The organism is Chromohalobacter sarecensis, from assembly GCF_023061135.1.
GTDB classification, from domain to species: domain Bacteria; phylum Pseudomonadota; class Gammaproteobacteria; order Pseudomonadales; family Halomonadaceae; genus Chromohalobacter; species Chromohalobacter sarecensis.
The window spans coordinates 626,338-644,963 of the sequence record NZ_JAKGAN010000001.1 but is presented as its reverse complement, the minus strand read 5'-3'; the positions used below and the strand labels follow the sequence as shown (position 1 = coordinate 644,963).

Below are 18,626 nucleotides of genomic sequence, written 5' to 3'. Positions count from 1 at the left end.
CTCCCGCTTGGGGTTCACCTGTGATGTTCAACGTCGACGCTGCCAGCTTCGAGGTCAACGGCCAGTGCCTATTGCACCCTACCGACCTCACCTTCGAGGAAGGTAAGGTCTATGGGCTGATCGGCCATAACGGCTCGGGCAAGTCGACCCTGCTCAAGATGCTTGCCCAGCAGCAAGCGCCGAGTCGCGGCCATATTCGTCTCGACCGGCGCCCGCTCGCCGATTGGGGAACGCGTGAATTCGCTCGCCATGTGGCGTACCTGCCGCAGCATCTGCCCAGTGCCGACAACCTCACCGGCCGTGAGCTGGTGGGCTTTGGGCGCTATCCTTGGCACGGCCTGCTGGGGCGTCTCAACGGCAAGGACAAGACGCAGATCGAGCGTGCCATCGCGCTGACCCATACCGAAGCCTTCGCCGACCGCCTGGTGGATACCCTTTCCGGAGGCGAGCGCCAGCGCGTGTGGCTGGCGATGCTGCTCGCCCAGGAAAGCCGCTTCCTGCTGCTGGACGAGCCGCTAGCGGCGCTGGATATCGCGCACCAGGTGGAGGTGCTGGCCCTGGTACGGTCACTGTGTCGCGAGCTGGGGCTGGGCGTCGTCATCGTTCTTCATGACGTCAACATGGCGGCGCGTTACTGCGATCACCTGGTCGCGCTGCACAGCGGGCAAGTGCTTGCCCAGGGCGCGCCCCGCGACTTGATGTGCGATGCCACCCTGGAAGCCATCTACGGCATCCCCATGCGGGTCATGTCTCACCCCGGCGGCGAGCACCCCATCGCCGTGCTGCATTGATGGAGTCGCTGTGACGCCATTGTCGATGCGCGGAGACAATCTCCGCTTTCAACTCCTTGCCCTGGCGTTGCTGGTGCTGCTCGCCGGGTCGTATAACGCCAGCGCCGCCGACACGCCACGTATCGCCACCGTCGACTGGACCATCGCTGAAACGCTGCTGGCGCTCGGCGTGACACCCGTAGGCGTGGCGCAAACGGATGCCTATCGTGAATGGGTCGGCGCGCCGCCGCTGCCTGATGAGGTGGTCGATATCGGCCTACGTGCGCAGCCCAATCGTGAACTGCTGGCCCAGCTCGCGCCCGACCGCATTCTGCTCTCGCCGATGTTCAGTACCCTGGCCCCCAGCCTCGGACGCATCGCCCCGACCGACACCGTCGCGCTCTATACTCCCGGCAGCGATCTGTGGACACGACTGAAAAGCGCCACCCGCGAGATCGCCGCCATTGCCGACCACGAGGCGGAAGCGGACACGCTGCTCGCCTGGCTGGACGCTCACCTCGCCCTCTTGCGGCAAACCCTCGACACTCAGGATATCAGCGACCGTCCCTTGCTCGTCGTGCAGTTCATCGACGACCGTCACGTGCGCGTATTCGGCGAACATAGTCTCTATAACGCTGTCATGCAGCGCTTAGGGCTAGAAAACGCCTGGCAGGAAGAAACCAATTACTGGGGATTCTCCACCGTGGGGTTGGAAGCATTGGCCAAGCTCGATGACGCACGCCTGGTTGTGATCGAGCCGCTGCCCGTGGGCGTCGACGAGCGCCTCTCGTCGAGCGCCTTGTGGCAGCACTTGCCGTCCGTGCGTCGCGATGAGGTGCTCACGCTGCCGCCGGTATGGAGCTTCGGCGGCGCGCCCTCGGCGGCACGTTTCGCCGATCATCTAAGCCATGCCCTCATCGACGACGCAAAACCGCCGACCCATGAGGCGCCCGATGCGTGACTGGATCTCCCGTTCCTTGCCGTTCCCGCATTTCGTGCTGACCCCCGCGCGTCTCTGTTCTCTGCTCGCGCTGGTGTGTCTCGCCCTGAGCGGCCTCTCGCTGGCGACGCAACTGCCCGTCGCGCAGTGGGCGCAGGCGCTGTTCGTCCCCGATGAAGGCAACATCGACCAGTTGTTGACGCACTACAGCTGGCTGCCGCGCTGGACCATCGCGCTGCTGGCCGGTGGCGCACTGGGCATCGCCGGGGTCCTGATGCAGCAAGTGTTGCGTAATCCCTTGGCTGCGCCCACGACCCTGGGCGTCGCGACGGGGGCGCAGCTTGCCTTGTTGCTCGCCACGCTGTTCGCCCCCGGTCTGCTCATTCTCGGCCGCGAATGGGTGGCCGTGGTGGGCGGCGGCCTGGCCATGGGGCTGGTATTCGCCCTGGCGTGGCGACGCGGTCTCGCGCCCATGGTGGTGGTGCTCGCCGGGTTGGTGGTCAATCTCTACCTGGGCGCGGTCAGCACGACGCTGATCCTCTTTCACCAGGAAGAGCTGCGAGGCCTGATGGTGTGGGGCGCGGGATCGCTCTCGCAGAATAGCTGGGACGGCGTGCTCTATCTGCTCCCGCGCCTGGCCATCGCGCTGGTGCTAGCCGGACTCATGCTGCGCCCGCTGGCGATCCTCGAACTCGACGACGTCAATGCGCGTAGCCTGGGGGTCTCGCTCAAGCATCTGCGCCTGATGAGCCTGGGTCTGGCGGTTTTCATCACCGCCTGTGTGGTCAGCGTGATCGGCATCATTGGTTTCATCGGCCTGGCGGCACCGGCCATCGTACGCTTGCTGGGCGCGCGCACGCTGCCTCAGCGCTTGCTGTGGGCACCGGTTTTAGGCGCCTTGCTGCTGACCACGACCGACCAACTCTTGCAGCGTTTTTCCGGCGCGCTCCCCACGATGATTCCCACCGGTGCGACCACTGCCGCCTTGGGTGCGCCACTGCTGTTATGGCTGATCCCGCGTCTCAAGCTGGGAGGCGACCGCCCGCATGCCGCGCCCATGCTGACGGCGCCACGTCGCCGGGCACCGGGCCGTCTGCTGATGGCCTTGGGGCTGGCACTCGCGGTCGCGCTCGTGGCCTCCCTGTTGCTCGGCCAGAATGGCGAGGGCTGGGCCTGGCCCTCGTGGGCGGTATGGCAAGCCACGCATGAATGGCGCTTGCCGCGCACCCTGGCGGCGGCGGGGGCCGGCACACTACTGGCGCTCGCCGGCACGCTGATTCAACGCGTGACCGGTAATCCCATGGCCAGTCCAGAGGTCGTGGGTATCAGTGGCGGCACCGCCATCGGCTTGATCGTCGTGGTGCTGTTCGTGCCGGGCGTAGGCCTGCCGATGCTACTCCTCGCCGGCACCCTGAGCGCGCTGGCAACGTTGGGCATCCTGCTGCTGATCAACCGCCGCAGCGGTTTCCAGCCGGAGCGCGTGCTATTGACGGGCATCGCCATCACCGCGCTGTTCGACCCGCTGCGCAGCATCGTGCTCGCCAACGGCGATCCCCGCACGCAGCAACTGCTGGCCTGGATGTCGGGCTCGACCTATTACGTCGACACCTCGCTGGCCATCGTCGTCGCGGCCAGCGCCGTGGTACTGACGCTGGCATTGCAATGCCTGTCACGCTGGCTGGATCTATTGCCGATGGGCAACTCCAGCGCTCGCGCTCTGGGGGTCAACGTCGACCGGGCGCGCCTGGCGTTGCTCGGCGTCGTCGCCCTGCTCACCGCCGCCGCCACGCTGGTGGTCGGGCCGCTGTCCTTCGTCGGGCTGCTCGCGCCGCACATGGCACGCCTGCTGGGGGCATCGCGGGCACGCGCTCACCTGCTCGCCGCCGCCTTGCTGGGCGCACTTTTGATGGTCCTCGCCGACTGGCTGGGGCGTCAGTGGCTATTCCCGCAGGAAATCCCCGCCGGCCTGATGTCCTCGCTGATTGGCGGCGCCTACTTCATGTGGTCGTTGAGGAAGCTCTAGGGGAAGAGGGAAGAGGGAAGAGGGAAGATGGAAGATGGAAGATGGAAGGCAATAGTATTGGCACATGTAGTATAAGGCTCAATAAAAATGGCCCGAGGTGCCTTCCAGCACCTCGGGCCATTTTCTTACCTCTTCTTTCTAACGTCTTATAACTTTCCGCTTACCAACGATACTTGAGGCTGCCGATCACGCTGCGCGACTCGCCGTAATAGCAATAATAATCGCAGCTGGCGACGTACTCTTCATCGGTAAGGTTATTGGCATTGATCTGAGCAGTCCAGTGCGTATTGAAGTCGTAGCTTGCCATGGCGTCATACAGCGTATAGGACGGCACGTCACTATCGATGCTACTACCCGGGCTAGCCACAGACTTGCCCACATAGCGCACACCACCACCCACTTTCAACCCTTTGACGGCCCCTTTGGTGAAGTCGTAATCCAGCCACGCAGAAGCCTGGTGACGTGGGATCAACTCCTTGCGCTGGTCGTTTGCGTTACGCGTATCCGTATACGTATATGCCGCAGTCAACTGGAGCGAATCCGTGAGATAGCCCACGCCCTCGAGTTCAAAACCAGTAGAAGTTGTTTCACCTCCCTGCTGTTGATCTCCGGTCGGCTGGGTGACAAAGGAGTTGGATTCTTCGATGTCGAACACCGCCGCGCTCACATAACCGTCCCAGGAAGAAGGCGCGTACTTGACCCCCGCCTCCCACTGTTTACCTTCGATTTCTTCAAAAACCGCACCCTGAGCGTCAGTCTGGGCTTGCGGCCTGAACGACTCGGTATAGCTGAGATACGGGCTCACCCCGTTATCACCCAAATACATCAGGCCGCCGGAGAAGGAGGTCTCGGACTGGGTCTCATCGACTGTGACATCGGTGTCCTGATTCGTATTCTTCACATCGGCGCTGTCATGACGAACACTGCCCAGCAGCACCCAGCGATCATCGATGCGTAATTGATCCTGTACATAAACGCCAAGCTGCTGTTTATCGATCTGCCGACCTATCAGTTGGCTGTCAGGCACCGGCGTAGCGGTCGTGTTAGGGTTGAAGATATCGACGGTATCGTAGGTGTAATTATCATATTCCTTACCATCAAGGCTCAGGTCCTGATAGTCGACACCAAACAACAGCGTATTTTCTGTGCGTTCAGTATACCACTTGCCGACCATGCGGTTATCGATGGTAAAGCTGTCTATCTCACCGTCACGCTGCAGGTGGCCACGATATGCCGTCCGATCATCATTGCGATACGACATCAGGTACGTACTACGCAGATCCAGATCTAAGTGGCTGTAACGAAAGTTTTGCTCGAACTTCCAGGTATCATCGAGCTGATGCTGAAGTTCATAACCGATACCGAACTGGGTATGCTCATCTTTATCGTAGTCCGAAGCACCGTAATTAGTCTCGGGATCGACTTTGCCATAGGGGGTATCTTCCAGCGTACTGTAAGCTAGTTTGAAGGGGTTTTCAGGGACGCCGTCGTCCTTCTGATAACTGGCCAGCACAGTCAACTGGGTGTCATCGGAGATATCCCATTCAAGGCTCGGCGCGAAGTAGACACGCTCGTTATCCGTGTCATTCAAATCACCATCGCGTTCTTTATATAGCCCCACCATCCGATAGCGTACATCACCGCTTTCGGTGACAGGTCCTGATGTATCGATCCCGAATTGGCGGTGATTACGGTTACCGGCCTGGATCTCGATCTCACCACGCTTCTCAGCGGTGGGACGTTTACTGACAGCATTGACTATCCCACCCGAGGGCGCTTCGCCGTAGAGAATCGACGCCGGGCCCTTAAAGACATCGACACTCTCTAAGCCATAAGGCTCAGGCGTCCACTGGTAATACCCCGGTGAATAAAGACGTAGCCCATTTAGGTAGGTCGCCTGATCGAAGCCACGCACTTTGAGCCAGTCGGTGTTGTTATCCGCACCAAAATGCCCTGACAGCACACCGGAGCGATAACGGAAGGTTTCGTCGAGACTCTGGACGTTACGTTCATCGAGGTCTTCACGATTCACGCTGGATACCGAACGCGGCGTCTCGGCAAGCGGCATAGCAACCTTCAGCGCCGTTGCGGTGACGACCACCGTATCGGTCTGGGCGGCATCATCTTGTGCCTGCGCCGCCAGCGGGCAGCTCAGCAGCAACGTTGCCATGGCCAGGCGACGTGCCGAGGGCGACAGCACGTTGATCGGCCACGACGGGGAATGGGAGCGGGACATGAATTTTCCTTGTGTCATTTTATTAGCAGGCGGCGGAGCGCGCGCCAAGCAAAGCCTATCGCACATGATAAGAATTGTGATTTGTTTTCACAATGGCAAGCCTTCAACGCAAGGCTCGGCTTGCCTTCCCCTGCGCAGGCCATGCGATGCATCGATATTGCAAATAAAAAGAATTATCATTAGCATAATGATTCAAGGTCTATAACAGCAACAACCAATACATCAAATCCAGCAAGGGGATATCGGTTTACCATGCAAGCCTTTCAACGACCACGTCATAAGCAGCTCTCACTGCTCCCATTGGTGCTTGTCTCTGCTCTGCCCGCCACGGCGCTGGCCCAAGCCTCCACAAGCACGGAATCGCAAGATGTCAACGACCATGGGCTGGATCCACTGGTCGTCACCGCGACCCGCAACCGCAGCAGCGAAGGCGAGACCCCGCAGAAGGTTACCATCATCAACCGCGAGCAAATCGAGCAACAACTGGCGATCACCCAGGATCCCGGCCAGGTACTCAGCAACTTGATACCTTCCTACTCGCCCAGCCGTCAGAAGCTATCCAATGCGGGCGAGACCTTCCGCGGCCGTGCGCCGCTGTTCATGGTCGACGGCGTACCCCAGTCCAACCCGTTGCGTGATAGTAGCCGCGACAGCTATACCATTGACCTTTCCATGGTCGAGCGCATCGAGGTCATTTACGGTGCCAGCGCCGAGCACGGCCTGGGTGCGACCGGCGGTATCATCAACTACGTGACCAAGCGCCCCGAAGGGGTCGGGATAAGTCAGCATGTCGGCGTCAGCTTGACCAGTGACGATGATTTCGAGTCGGAAGGTTTCGGCCACAAACTGGACTACCGTCTCAGCGGCCAGACCCGCGACTGGGACTACATGTTCGCCGCTAGTCGCCATAAACGGGGTGTCTTCTACGACGGTAACGATGATGAAGTAGGCGTCGCTTATCCCGGCGAACTCCAAAACTCCGACAGCTACGACTTGATGGCCAAGGCGGCCTACTGGATCGATGACGACCAGAATGTCGAGGTGTCGATCAATCGCTTCGAACTCGAAGGCGAGGGTGACTACGTGCCTGTGGTCGGCGACCGCGACGCCGGTGTTGCCACCACCGCACGCAAGGGCAATCCGGATGGCGATCCCGGTTATAATAAGGTCACCACTGCCCGGGTGTCGTATTCTCATGATGATTGGTTGGGCAACAGCCTGGACGCCCAGTTTTATACCCAGCGTTTTCGCGCCCAGTTCGCCACCACACCATACTTCCCTTACCAAGACGGCAATGGCAACACGCTTTATGACCAGACTCGCAACGAATCCGACAAGCTCGGCGCCAAGTTCACTTTAAGCCGCGATGGCCTGCTCGACGATCGCCTCAAGCTGACCACTGGCCTCGATCTGCTGCAGGATGATACCCGCCAAATGCTGGTCCATACCGATCGCACTTATGTGCCCGAGACCCGCTTCCGCAACGCGGCAGTGTTCCTGCAGGGGGACTATGACCTTACCGAAGCGCTTAGTCTGCATGCCGGGGTTCGCCAGGAATATGCCGAGCTGGAGGTCGACGATTACAGCAGCATCGACCGCAGCAATGTGACTCAAGACAACGTCAGCGTCGGAGGCGGCAAGCCCGACTTCAACGAGACGCTGTACAATGCGGGCATCGTCTATCAGGCCACCGACTGGGCACAGATCTATGCCAACTATTCCGAAGGCTTCGGCATGCCCGATGTAGGCCGGGTACTGCGTGGCATCGATACGCCAGGCCAAAACGTTGACTCTCTGCTGACGCTGCAGCCCATCGTCACCGACAATCGTGAGATCGGCGCCCGCTTCGACTGGGATCGCTATGGGCTCGAGCTGAGCTACTTTGAATCGAACTCCGACTATGGCGAGCGCCTCACCGAGGAAAACGGCACTTGGGTCGGCAACCGCGAGAAGACAGAGATCCAGGGTGTCGAGATTACCGGCGAAGCTCAGGTGAATGATGTCCACCAGCTACGGGCTTCCTATACGCACACGGAGGGCAAGTCAGACCAAGACGGCGACGGCAGCGTGGATACCAAGCTGACCGGCATCAACATCGCACCGGACACCCTCAAGCTGGCCTGGAGCGCAGCCTGGAACGAGAAACTTTCCTCGCACCTGCAGTACAGCCGCTACTTCGACCGCAGCGTCGACGACCCCGAGCTTGAATTCGACGGCTACGGCCTGATCGACGCCTCACTGGCTTATAGCCTGCCAGTGGGCCGTACCAGCCTGGGTGTGGAAAACCTCACTGACGAGGACTACTTCACCTATTATTCCCAGGCAGCCAGGGTCAGCGACGAGTATTACTTCAAAGGCCGGGGACGTACTTTCACCCTGAGCTATCAGCTCGACTTCTAAGCAAAAACATCCGACAGATCTGGCTCGTTGAGCGGCGCCTCCATGGCGTCGCTTTTTTGTAGCCCATCATCTTTTACGCAAAGTGTGCCGCAGACGCGCCATCACCTGACCCGAGCGTCGCTTTCTCGAAACCAATCGCAATTGATAATTTTTTGCATTAAAAATCGCATCATGTCATCATCCTACTTCATGACGCATTCCTCATTAGCGTTATGCTCGAGCGATGCCCTCTGTACTCCCATCAAGTGAGTATCCATGCCGCATGCTACCCAGCATGGCGGAAAGGTGCTGGTCAGTGTGCTGCTGGGTACCTTTACCGTCAGCCTCAACAACAGTGCCCTGAATCTTGCCGTCGCCGAATTGATGGCTACCTTCGATGCCAGCGCCACACAAGTCAGTTGGGTGGTAACGCTGTTCATGATCACCATGGGCATGACCATGCCGCTGACCGGCTATCTCGCCGATCGCTTCGGTCGTAAGCACGTCTATCTATTGGGTCTGTGGGGGTTTCTGGCCGGCTCGGCGCTCGGCGCCATGGCCCAGAGCTTGGCTGGCATCATCCTCGCACGCGGACTGCAGGGCGTGGCGGCGGGGCTGATGATCCCTCTGTCTCTGTCACTGATATTCTCCGCCTACCCCAGCGACCAGCGAGGCCGCGCCAGCGGAATATGGGGTTTCGCGGTAATGCTCGCTCCGGCCCTTGGTCCAAGCGTCGGCGGGCTGCTGCTCGAGGTCAGCCACTGGCGGGCGCTATTCCTGATGAACATGCCGTTCGCGCTATTGGGGCTGCTATGCGGCTATCGCTATCTCCCAGCGGAGCCCCCCAATCATCGACGTCGGTTCGACCTGCCTGGCTTCGCGCTGATCACCCTGGGAATGGGCACAGTGCTATTTTCCCTCAGCCGGGTGGAGACGCTGACGGATCTCTTACGCGTCGAGGCCGTGCTGACGCTCGCGGTCGGCCTGCTGGCACTCGTGCTCTTCGTGCGCGTCGAGCGGCACACCGACACGCCCTTGCTCGACCTCTCACTGTTTTTCCATCGCGGGTACCGGCTCAGCGTCATCCTGGCCTGCTTGCAGTCCATCATCCTGTTCGGCTGCATCCTGCTGGTGCCGCTGTGGATGCAAAATACACTGGGCTTCGGACCACTGACCACGGGGCTGGTATTTCTGGCCACTGCGCTGGCCGCCGCCGCCTGCTCGCCCATTGCAGGACGTCTGATCGACCGCTATCCCCCACAGTGGTGCCTCGGCGTCGGACTACTGATCACCATGATAAGTCTGGCGGGGCTCGCCACACTGACAAAAGCCACGCCCGTGTGGATGATCGGTGCCTGGATGGGCCTGCGCGGCCTCGGCCTCGGCTGCGCCTATCTGCCCTCCACCACGGTGGGAATGAAGGACCTGCCCGAGCCACACGTCGCCCAGGCCTCCGCCATGAATAACATGTCCCGCCGCCTGATCTCGTCGCTCGGCATCGTCGCACTTTCTATCTACTACGATACCGTCGTGCAGACTTCACTGAGCCAGGGCATTTCCTATACCGAGGCGAGTGCCTCCGCCCTGCACCATGCCTTCCTGGCACTGGCGACGATCGCCGCTTGCTGCCTACCGCTAGCCTGGCGACTCGGCCGCGCCGTGACACGAAACGACGCTGCATCGCTAGACGCTGTGTCATCATCTGCTGGCGACTCCAATAGTCCCTTGAAGACCGCATCCACCAGGAGGCCGGAATGAAAACGCGCACCCGAACCTGGTGCCTATGCCTAGCGGCGTTGCTGGCGTCACTCCTCCCGCTAGGAGCCAGCGCCGACGATGAACGCACCGTCACCAATGCGTTCGGCGACACCCACATTCCCGCCCGCCCGCAGCGTGTCGTCACCCTCTACCAGGGTGCGACGGACAGCGCCGTGGCGCTGGGCATCACGCCGGTCGGCGTCGTCGACTCCTGGCTGGAAAAGCCCATGTATCGCTACCTGCGTGATGATCTCGCCGGCGTGGAGCATGTCGGCCTGGAGACCCAACCCAACCTGGAGAAGGTTGCCTGGCTGAAGCCCGACCTGATCGTGGCCACGCGCTTTCGCCACGAGCGGGTGCGGCCGCTGCTGGAGAAGATCGCGCCGACGGTCGCTACAGACACCGTCTTCGACTTCAAGGCCACCCTGAAACTGATCGCCGAGGCCACCGGACGAGAAGCCCGCGCCCGCGAGCTATTACGCAACTGGGATACGCGCGTGGCGGACTTCCGCCAAAGAATCGCCGATACACTGGGCGACGCCTGGCCGCAGAAAGCCGCCGTGGTGCGTTTCAAGAGCGACCATGTGCGCATCTACTCGACGGGCTTCGCCGGTTCCATCCTCAATGAGCTGGGTTTCGAGCAACCTAACTCCCTGCACGACCAAGGTTGGGGCATGAAGCTGACCAGCGAAGAAAACATTCCGGTCATGAATGCCGATGTGATCTTCGTGCTACTGGAACCGAACGATCCCGCCATCATGCGAAACTATCGGCATTGGACCTCCCACCCTCTCTGGCAACGACTGGATGCCGTGCAAGACGAGCGTGTCTTCGAGGTGAACGCGGTGGACTGGATCATGGGCGGTGGCATTCTGGCTGCCAATGCCATGCTGGATGACCTCTACACCCATTACGGGCTTGATCCTCATGCGCCTACGACTTCCGCCGCAACCTGCGCCGATGAAACGTCCTCGACGTCTCGCGCCCACGACAAGGAGTCGAGTGCATGCTGAATCATTGCGCTTCCCGAATGGCGGGACTGTTGTTGGGGCTGGCACTGGTCTCAGCGGCCTTCGCCGCAAGCGTCATGCTGGGCACCACGGATATCGCCCCGTCGACCTTCATCCAGGCGCTTTTACATTACGACCCCGCACGGGTCGCACATATCATCATTGTCACGGAGCGCCTGCCACGCGCGGTCATCGCTGCTCTGGTCGGCGCCAGCCTGGCCATCGCCGGCGCGCTGATGCAGACCATGACGCGCAATCCCCTCGCCTCGCCGGGCATCCTGGGAATCAACGCGGGGGCCATGTTCTTCGTGGTGATCGCGGTTTCGCTGCTGCCCCTCCACACCCCGGCCGGGTACGTCTGGGCGGCGCTGCTGGGCGCCCTGGTCGCGGCCTGTCTGGTGGTCATGCTGAGTCGCGGGCGCCAGGGGGAGCTGTCGTCGCTGCGGGTCGTGCTGGCGGGTGTGGCCGTCACCGCCATGTTCGTCTCGTTCAGCCAGGGCCTTTTGATCGTCGACCAACAGAGCTTCGAAAGCGTGCTCTACTGGCTGGCCGGCTCCGTGTCAGGGCGCGAGCTGTCGGTCGTTGTCCCTCTGCTCCCGCTCTTCGGCATCGCCCTGCTGCTGTGTATGCTGCTGGTCCGCCATGCCAATGCCTTGATGCTGGGCGATGACATGGTCAAGGGCCTGGGCATGCGCGCCGGCACTATCAAGCTGTTACTGGGTCTGGTGGTGATCCTGCTCGCCGGCAGTTCGGTCGCGCTCGCCGGCATGATCGGTTTCGTCGGCCTGATCGTGCCGCACATGGCGCGGGGGCTCTTCGGCGTCGACCATCGCTGGCTGCTGCCGGCCTGTGCCCTGCTGGGCGCGAGCCTGTTGCTGCTGGCCGATGTGGCCTCGCGCTTCCTGATGCCACCTCAGGATGTGCCAGTAGGCGTGATGACGGCGTTGATCGGCACACCCTTCTTCATCTACTTGGCACGCAGGAAGCAGGTCTGACCATGACGCATTCCGCCTCCCTGACACGGCCAGGCAACGACACCGCCGCCACGAACCGCGCTGTCATCCTCAGCGCCCTGCTCGCGCTAGTCCTTCTGGCCAGCATGGGGCTATCGCTGAGCCTAGGCAGCTTCCCCACCTCGTTCAACCAGGTGGTACACGCGCTGACCGCGCCACAGGACAGCGATATCGCCTTCATCGTCTGGGAACTGCGCCTGCCGCGCATCCTGCTGGCGGTGTTGGTGGGGGCGGCCCTGGCCGTGGCCGGCGCTATCCTCCAGGGCATCGTACGCAACCCGTTGGCTTCACCGGACGTGATCGGCATCACCAGTGGCGCCGCCATGGCCGCCGTGACCTTCCTGGCACTATTCGGTACCGGCCTGAGTATCCATTGGCTGCCGGCCTCCGCGCTGCTCGGGGCGGTGTTCTCCGCCCTGCTGGTATTCTTGCTCGCCTGGAAGGGGGGTATTTCACCTTCGCGCATGGTGCTGGTCGGTATCGGGCTCTCCGCCGCGATGGGCGCCGTCACCACCCTGTTGATCGTGATCAGCGACGATGCCGCCGCCATGGTCGCCTACGTGTGGCTGACCGGCAGCCTCTATGCCGCCCAATGGCAGGACGTGCTCGGCATGCTCCCTTGGCTACTGGTCGCCGTTCCCCTGTGCCTGACCTATGCACGCCACATGGATGCCATGGCGCTGGGGGATCACGTGGCTCTAGGGCTGGGCGTGAATGTGTTGCGCAGCCGGCTGGTGCTGATGGCCTGCAGCGTAGCGCTGGCGGGTGCGGCCGTGGCCTTTGCCGGGGGGCTCAGCTTCGTGGGCTTGATCGCCCCCCATATCGCCGCCCGCCTGGTAGGGCGGGGATTCGGCCGATTGGTCCCTGCCAGCGCCCTGGTGGGGGCGCTGATCGTACTCTATGCCGACCTGCTGGGCCGGGTGGCGTTCCTACCCAAGGACTTACCCGCCGGCATCTTCGTCTCAGGCGTGGGCGCGCCCTTCTTCGTCTATCTGCTGCATCGCACCCGCTACCAGAATCATTGAAGCGATTCGCCCATCATCACTCACTCTTCATCGCTGATACCCATGGCAGATAAGGGAACCCCCATGTTTCATATCGCTCCCCGTCAGGACACCATCACGGCGACGCAACGGCAACGCTATCGAACCATTGCCACTTCCACCCTGGGACATTTTACCGACTTCGGTGCCATCGCCACCCTCTCGCCGCTCCAGCGTCCCGTGCGACTGCTTGGCACAGCCCTAACGGTCAGAATTCCCCACGTCGACGGTAGCATCATCCGTGAAGCGCTGAAGTTGACCTGCCCAGGCGATGTGCTGGTGATCGACGTATCCGGCGATCAGCATCGCGCCTGCTGGGGCGAATTTCGCGCCTACGCGGCACTACGCAAGCAACTCGCAGGCGTTGTCACCAACGGCGCCATCACCGACCGGGATGCCCTTTCCCGGCTTAGCCTGCCCACCTATGCCCAGACGAGTAGCCCACTGACAACCCGCGCGCTGGAGCTGGAAGGTGAGATCAACACGCCAGTCGCCATCGACGGAGTGACGATCAACCCGGGGGACCTTGTAGTAGGCGACGACGACGGGCTTTTCGTCATTCCTCCGCATCGCGCCGACGCACTCGCCGATGCCGCAGAACGTAAGCAGGCTCAGGAGGAAGAGAAGCGAAACGCCTTCGCGGCCGAGTTTCCCGAATGGTTTCGCTGAAGTAACCGCTGCGCAGAAAACACCACCTGTATGAAAAAACCGCCCGATGCTATGTCGGGCGGTATAGGTATCAAACCTCAGGCCTCGGTCAGTGCCTCTTTGATGCTTTCACCGGCCTGCCGCCTCACCCGCACGAAAGGATTACAGGTCGCGCTGGTGCCAAAGGGCATACTGCCGGGCCCGCCGGCACGCTCGATGATCGGCGCGATGAGCCGTTTGTAAGGCCATTGCTCCCCCTCGAAGAGCTGCTCCTTGAGCATTGCGCGATCATGATCGTCGAAGAGCATAGCGTCGATTCGAGCCTCGAGACGCATCGCCATTTCCCTCCACAGGTCATCCCGCGACAGCGTGTAGTGATCCGCCAGGGTGTCGATGATCGCGCGCAGATTGACCTGGATCGCCAGTGTCTGCAGCCAGAACAGCAGAGCCTCTAAGCTATCGTGATAAAGAGTGTTGGCATGGCCGGGCTTGATGCAGTAGCAAGGGTCCTGCATGCCATGCCGCTCGAGGCGGTCGACGCTGATCCTCAGCGAATCGTGATCGCGCAGCAGCAGTCCCTGGCACTGGCCGTCCCTGAAGACCAGCACGGCGTTCTGGCCATGCACTTCCGCCAGCATGCCGAGCCGCAACATGCGCAGGTTGATGTCGAAAAACACCTCGCAGAGCTCGCCGAATAGCCCCTGCACCGAGACGGCAGTGGCCGCCATGCCGCGCTGCGCCAGCCAGTCGTCGACCACATGGTGCTCGCCGCCCGGCAGCGGGGTCCCCAACGTCGCCATGGGCACTAGACGCACGCCCGGGTCATCCAGCAGTTCGGGGGGATAGCTGCGCACCATGGCGGACAGATGCCTGGGAGCCTCGTCGAACAGCGTCGCCCCCTCCGGCATATACGCCCACCACTTGCCCTCGTCACAAAGATAGAGCGTCTCGGCGAGCCGGACGTCTTTCTCCCTGGCTTGGTGCAACAGGCGAGCGCTGAGATCGCCGTTGAGCATCTTGACCGCCGGCAAATAACGCGAAGCACCCAGCGAGTGAATGGCCATCGGCAGTTTCAGGAAATGCGGGCTCGCTGTGGTCGGCGCCAACGAGCGCAGCGAGGACGTCGCGAGCCAGGGCGCCGTGACCGACTCCAGCGAGACACAGTCCCCCATCGCGAAGGCCGCTTCCAACCAGTGAGGTAACGCATGCTCGTGCTGCCAGGGATGCACGGGGATAGCGACGTGAGTCCGGACCAGACCGCGCGCTGTCATCTCACGCTCGAGCGCCTTACGGTCTTCGACATCGGTGAGCCACTGCACCGGCTCGGCACCAGCCTCGTCGACGCCGGCACCGGTCATGACCTGATCGCGGGCCAGCGCGACCCAGCGCAACGTAATAGGCGCATTGAATTCGGCCATGTAGGCACGATATTCATTCTCGCTGAGCCCCTGCTTGGCCTTCGCCGTGGGGTGGTAGGGTCGGTCGAGCAACGATGCCCACTGCTCCATGATCGCGAAGTGCGCGGCCGTGTCACGGGAGGGCAGATCATGCGTTTCTACCCGGTGCGCCACGGAACTTTCCGCCTGCCAGAGGCTATCGGACAACGCCTCGAGAAACACCTTCTGTCCCTGCCCCAGGATCTGATCGTCATCCTGCGTCACGGCACCGAAGACACGGCGCATGAAGGCGACCGGATCGAGCGCTTCCCACTCCCCGTGATCGACATTCATGACGATCACGGGGGTCCGGGGCACCTTTTCCCACGCCTGGGCGATACCGGGCTGCAACAACATGCCAATCCCGTTACCTCGACCCTGCGGCCAGTGCCAGAAGCGCGTCGAAGGATCGTCGACATGGCCTTCGAACACCGGCAGTTGGGTGATCCAGTGATCGATCTCGGTGGTGGCCAACCAGGCGGCCCCTAAGTCATCCAGTAGTCCTTCGACCAGCAGGCCGTCCACCAGCGACTGCATGATCTGCGCCTGGGCATGACGCTGGGCATCGAGAGATTGCATGGGCGTGCGCTCCATGGGGGATTCGGAAATGGGAGTATCGGAAATGGAACCCTGCACCGTCGGTGATCTCATGCTCGGGTCGCCTCGCTATCCAACGGCGCCCGAGCATCGCCAAGCGCTCGCTGCAGGGCGCGAAAGGCAATCCCACGCTCGTCGCCCAGCATGAAGGCGCCAACGCCGCGCGCCTGCCACCGAGCCTTGGCTTCGGGATTACGCAGGAAGGCGCAATAAGGGATGCGATGCTCACTTGCAGTGTGCTGGACCGCTTCCAATGCCTGGACGACATCGGGATGACCGGTCTGCCAAGTCACACCCAGTGACTGGGATAGATCCGCCGCCCCTTCCAGCACCATGTCGAGCCCCGGAACCGCGCAGATCGACTCGATCTCTGCCACGCCTCGATGGCTTTCGATCATGGCGACCACCATGATCTCCCGATTGGCCTCGGCGACGTACTCGGCTAGCGACGCCTTGCCGAAGCTTCCTGGCCGCCCAGCATTGAGGCTGCGCTCGCCCTCTGGCGCGTACTTGCACGCAACCACGGCGCGCTCGAGGGCCGCGGCGTCTTCCACCTGAGGCAACACGATTCCCTGGGCACCACCGTCGAGAAGACGCAGCAGTGCCTTGGGGTCGGTATCTGCCACCCGCACCAGCGGTGTCAATTGGTAGCTCTCGGCGGTACGAATCATGTGCTCGACGGTTTCCGGGTTGATCAGCACGTGCTCGGTGTCGATCACCACGAAGTCGAAGCCCGCCTCGGCGATCAACTCGATGGAAGCGGCCGCCGGCAGGGAGGCCAGAATCCCATGGACCTCCCTGCCCTCGACTAACGACTGCTTGAGTCGATTGGTCCTCAGCATGCCGCCTCCTTGCCGGGCGCGAAGGCCGCCAGCGGGTTGGGGACATGCTTGATTTGAGGAGTGTCATCACCGAACAGGCGACGTCGGGTAAGGGCTTCCACCTCCCACCACGGTGCGAAGACATCGAAGCACCGGTAGCGCTCGGCATGCTGAGGATGGGCGCGCTGATAGGCCTTGATCGCGTCCGCCGCCATGGCCCAGAACCGCGACTCTTGCAGCCCGAAATGCCGCTGCAGAAAGATCGCCATCTCCGCCAGGGCAATGAAAAAGAAAGCATCGCAGGAGTAGTCCCGAACCGCGTGCGGGTCATCGGTGACGATGAAGGAGTTGCGGTTGAGGGCAGCGTGGCGCTCGGGGACGGGCTCCAGGTCCGGCGCCAGCTCGGGGCGCGCCAGGTGCGAGGGGCTGAAGCGCACGCCATCGTGGAAATCCTTCAGCGCCACCCGGAGCGGCCAGCCGTCGCGATGAATGACCACGATATTCTGGCCATGGGACTCCATGCCCACGCCCTCGGCGAACAGCAGGTGGATGATCGGCCAGGTGGCGACATGCACCAGTTGCCGGGTCCAGGCGTCCAGCCCATGGTGTTCCACCCAGGGCGCGATGAAGGGGCTGACGGGCATCCCCTCGGCATCGCGGGTGAACTGGCTCAACCCATTGAAGGGCACGGCCCGCTCGCCGTCTTGCAGAAACTCGTCGATATTCTGGCGCCAGATAGCACCAACCTTGCCGTACACGTCGTGGTAACGAGCGTCCGGGAAGGCCCGCTCATCCAGCGCCACGCCCGCCACTTCGCCGAGAATCACTAAGCCTGCGGCGCTGGCCGTCTCGTCGGTCGCGATGAGCCGCTGGAGCCATTCGGTGATGACGGGGGCGTTGGTGACGGTATGGCGCGCCAGGATACGCGTGCTGGACGTATTGGTCATGCTCATCGCCAGCTTGAGATACGGCTGCTGCGTGTCCTGCGGCGCCAGAGTACGAATCGACTGCTGCGCGGTGTAGGTCGTCCCGCCCTCGCCGAGCAGGGCGACCTCACCGCGGGCGAGCTCCGGATAGAGTGCCGCCACCAGAGCGTTTTCCCACTGCCAGGGATGCACCGGCATCAGCACGACGTCGTCCCGCACCATCTGGCGCCTGGCAAGGTAATCGTCCAGGCTAGCCATCACCTGCGGGCCCGCCTCCTGTGCGATCCGCTCGGCGAGCGCCAGCCCGTCGGTGGCTCCCCGATGCGCCAGGCGCGTCGGCACGGCCAGCCAGACGACCCGCAGCGGCTGGGCGAACTCCGGCCCGTAACGCTGATTGTCGCGCAGTGAGAAACCCAGCCGTGACTTGTAGCAGGGGTGGTAGCTGTGCGCATCAGTGAAATACTGCTCGAGGGCGTCGGCATCCAGAGCCTGCGGAGACGCGTGACAGGGCACTGGCCACGCGGATGACTGCATGTCTTTGATCAGGGTCTGCGTCAGTTCATCGACGAAGCCGGGCTGGATCGCCACATCGCCCAGCGCCGTCTCGAGATCCTCGAGGAACTGCGGCAAGCTCACCGGCACGGAGTCATCCTCCGCCTCCTCGACCACCAGCGACGAGTGTTCGAGGCGAATCAGACGGAAACTATGGCATCGCCAGCCACTGACCCGGTAGCGGCGCTTACCCAGGGTCAGGAAAAATATTGTGGCCCCGCAGCCCCCTGCCTCTGACTCGGCGACGGCCCCATGGGGCAGTACGTCCTCGTAGAGCAAGGTCTGCAAAAGCTGGCCGGCAACGCGCTGCTCGATGCGAGCGTGATGACGCCAGTCCGATGCATGGGCAAAGGGCAAGGCAGCGCACGGCCGAGCTTCGGCCTTAGCGTCGCTGGCCGAAGCCAGCGGCATGACACGTTCATGAGATGACATGATGCACCTTCAAAACCTGGAAAATTGACACGTGAAATCCCT

At 62.1% G+C, this 18,626-nt stretch carries 13 protein-coding genes; 9 read left to right on the top strand and 4 right to left on the bottom strand.

Annotated features, from left to right (window positions below):
- The first annotated feature begins 23 nt into the window (after positions 1–23).
- Genes L1071_RS02915 through fhuB form a run of 3 tightly spaced genes read left to right on the top strand, consistent with a single transcriptional unit; the run spans position 24 to position 3,733 of the window.
- Positions 24–791: an ATP-binding cassette domain-containing protein gene (locus L1071_RS02915; protein ID WP_246968450.1), complete on the top strand. Its 768-nt coding sequence runs from the start codon at positions 24–26 to the stop codon at positions 789–791.
- A gap of 10 nt (positions 792–801) precedes the next feature.
- A complete protein-coding gene (locus tag L1071_RS02910; protein ID WP_246968447.1) occupies positions 802–1,731 on the top strand; it encodes an ABC transporter substrate-binding protein in 930 nt (309 codons plus the stop codon).
- Positions 1,724–3,733 carry a Fe(3+)-hydroxamate ABC transporter permease FhuB gene (gene fhuB, locus L1071_RS02905; protein ID WP_246968443.1) on the top strand — a complete coding sequence of 670 codons (2,010 nt, stop codon included), beginning with the start codon at positions 1,724–1,726 and terminating at the stop codon, positions 3,731–3,733. The genes L1071_RS02910 and fhuB overlap by 8 nt, the downstream gene beginning before the upstream one ends.
- Before the next feature lie 160 nt (positions 3,734–3,893).
- Here the strand turns inward: fhuB and L1071_RS02900 are convergent, their stop codons facing one another.
- A complete protein-coding gene (locus tag L1071_RS02900) occupies positions 3,894–5,969 on the bottom strand; it encodes a TonB-dependent siderophore receptor (RefSeq protein WP_246968440.1) in 2,076 nt (691 codons plus the stop codon).
- Positions 5,970–6,221: 252 nt separating this feature from the next.
- Between L1071_RS02900 and L1071_RS02895 the strand changes: the two genes are divergently transcribed.
- The 6 genes from L1071_RS02895 (at position 6,222) to L1071_RS02870 (ending at position 13,841) form a co-directional block, all read left to right on the top strand.
- Positions 6,222–8,369 carry a TonB-dependent receptor gene (locus L1071_RS02895; RefSeq protein ID WP_246968437.1) on the top strand — a complete coding sequence of 716 codons (2,148 nt, stop codon included), beginning with the start codon at positions 6,222–6,224 and terminating at the stop codon, positions 8,367–8,369.
- 255 nt (positions 8,370–8,624) lie between these two features.
- Positions 8,625–10,106: an MDR family MFS transporter gene (locus L1071_RS02890; RefSeq protein WP_246968434.1), complete on the top strand. Its 1,482-nt coding sequence runs from the start codon at positions 8,625–8,627 to the stop codon at positions 10,104–10,106.
- Positions 10,103–11,119, top strand: coding sequence for an ABC transporter substrate-binding protein (locus L1071_RS02885; RefSeq protein ID WP_246968433.1), 1,017 nt, complete (start codon positions 10,103–10,105; stop codon positions 11,117–11,119). The genes L1071_RS02890 and L1071_RS02885 overlap by 4 nt, the downstream gene beginning before the upstream one ends.
- Positions 11,113–12,111: a FecCD family ABC transporter permease gene (locus L1071_RS02880; protein WP_246968431.1), complete on the top strand. Its 999-nt coding sequence runs from the start codon at positions 11,113–11,115 to the stop codon at positions 12,109–12,111. Before L1071_RS02885 ends, L1071_RS02880 begins: the two co-directional genes overlap by 7 nt.
- A 2-nt stretch (positions 12,112–12,113) precedes the next feature.
- Entirely contained in the window at positions 12,114–13,154 is a 1,041-nt protein-coding gene (locus tag L1071_RS02875) for a FecCD family ABC transporter permease (protein ID WP_246897043.1), read from the top strand.
- A 63-nt stretch (positions 13,155–13,217) separates the two neighbouring features.
- Positions 13,218–13,841: an RraA family protein gene (locus L1071_RS02870; RefSeq protein ID WP_246968429.1), complete on the top strand. Its 624-nt coding sequence runs from the start codon at positions 13,218–13,220 to the stop codon at positions 13,839–13,841.
- A 77-nt stretch (positions 13,842–13,918) separates the two neighbouring features.
- On the opposite strand, the gene L1071_RS02865 is transcribed toward L1071_RS02870, so the two are convergent.
- From L1071_RS02865 to L1071_RS02855, 3 genes are read right to left on the bottom strand one after another with little or no spacing between them, the layout of a single operon-like run.
- Entirely contained in the window at positions 13,919–15,907 is a 1,989-nt protein-coding gene (locus tag L1071_RS02865) for an IucA/IucC family protein (RefSeq protein ID WP_246968427.1), read from the bottom strand.
- On the bottom strand, positions 15,904–16,695 hold the full coding sequence (locus L1071_RS02860) for an HpcH/HpaI aldolase family protein (RefSeq protein ID WP_246968425.1): 792 nt from the start codon (positions 16,693–16,695) through the stop codon (positions 15,904–15,906). The genes L1071_RS02865 and L1071_RS02860 overlap by 4 nt, the downstream gene beginning before the upstream one ends.
- Entirely contained in the window at positions 16,689–18,584 is a 1,896-nt protein-coding gene (locus tag L1071_RS02855) for an IucA/IucC family protein (RefSeq protein ID WP_246968423.1), read from the bottom strand. The genes L1071_RS02860 and L1071_RS02855 overlap by 7 nt, the downstream gene beginning before the upstream one ends.
- Between the last annotated feature and the right edge of the window lie 42 nt (positions 18,585–18,626).

What these genes read in the sequence shown, in the direction of transcription:
- L1071_RS02860 (WP_246968425.1), bottom strand. Translation starts at nt 16,695, where the DNA reads ATGCTGAGGACCAATCGACTCAAGCAGTCGTTAGTCGAGGGCAGGGAG.
- L1071_RS02880 (WP_246968431.1), top strand. Translation starts at nt 11,113, where the DNA reads ATGCTGAATCATTGCGCTTCCCGAATGGCGGGACTGTTGTTGGGGCTG.
- L1071_RS02890 (WP_246968434.1), top strand. Translation starts at nt 8,625, where the DNA reads ATGCCGCATGCTACCCAGCATGGCGGAAAGGTGCTGGTCAGTGTGCTG.
- fhuB (WP_246968443.1), top strand. Translation starts at nt 1,724, where the DNA reads ATGCGTGACTGGATCTCCCGTTCCTTGCCGTTCCCGCATTTCGTGCTG.
- L1071_RS02875 (WP_246897043.1), top strand. Translation starts at nt 12,114, where the DNA reads ATGACGCATTCCGCCTCCCTGACACGGCCAGGCAACGACACCGCCGCC.
- L1071_RS02855 (WP_246968423.1), bottom strand. Translation starts at nt 18,584, where the DNA reads ATGTCATCTCATGAACGTGTCATGCCGCTGGCTTCGGCCAGCGACGCT.
- L1071_RS02895 (WP_246968437.1), top strand. Translation starts at nt 6,222, where the DNA reads ATGCAAGCCTTTCAACGACCACGTCATAAGCAGCTCTCACTGCTCCCA.
- L1071_RS02885 (WP_246968433.1), top strand. Translation starts at nt 10,103, where the DNA reads ATGAAAACGCGCACCCGAACCTGGTGCCTATGCCTAGCGGCGTTGCTG.
- L1071_RS02915 (WP_246968450.1), top strand. Translation starts at nt 24, where the DNA reads ATGTTCAACGTCGACGCTGCCAGCTTCGAGGTCAACGGCCAGTGCCTA.
- L1071_RS02865 (WP_246968427.1), bottom strand. Translation starts at nt 15,907, where the DNA reads ATGAGATCACCGACGGTGCAGGGTTCCATTTCCGATACTCCCATTTCC.
- L1071_RS02900 (WP_246968440.1), bottom strand. Translation starts at nt 5,969, where the DNA reads ATGTCCCGCTCCCATTCCCCGTCGTGGCCGATCAACGTGCTGTCGCCC.
- L1071_RS02870 (WP_246968429.1), top strand. Translation starts at nt 13,218, where the DNA reads ATGTTTCATATCGCTCCCCGTCAGGACACCATCACGGCGACGCAACGG.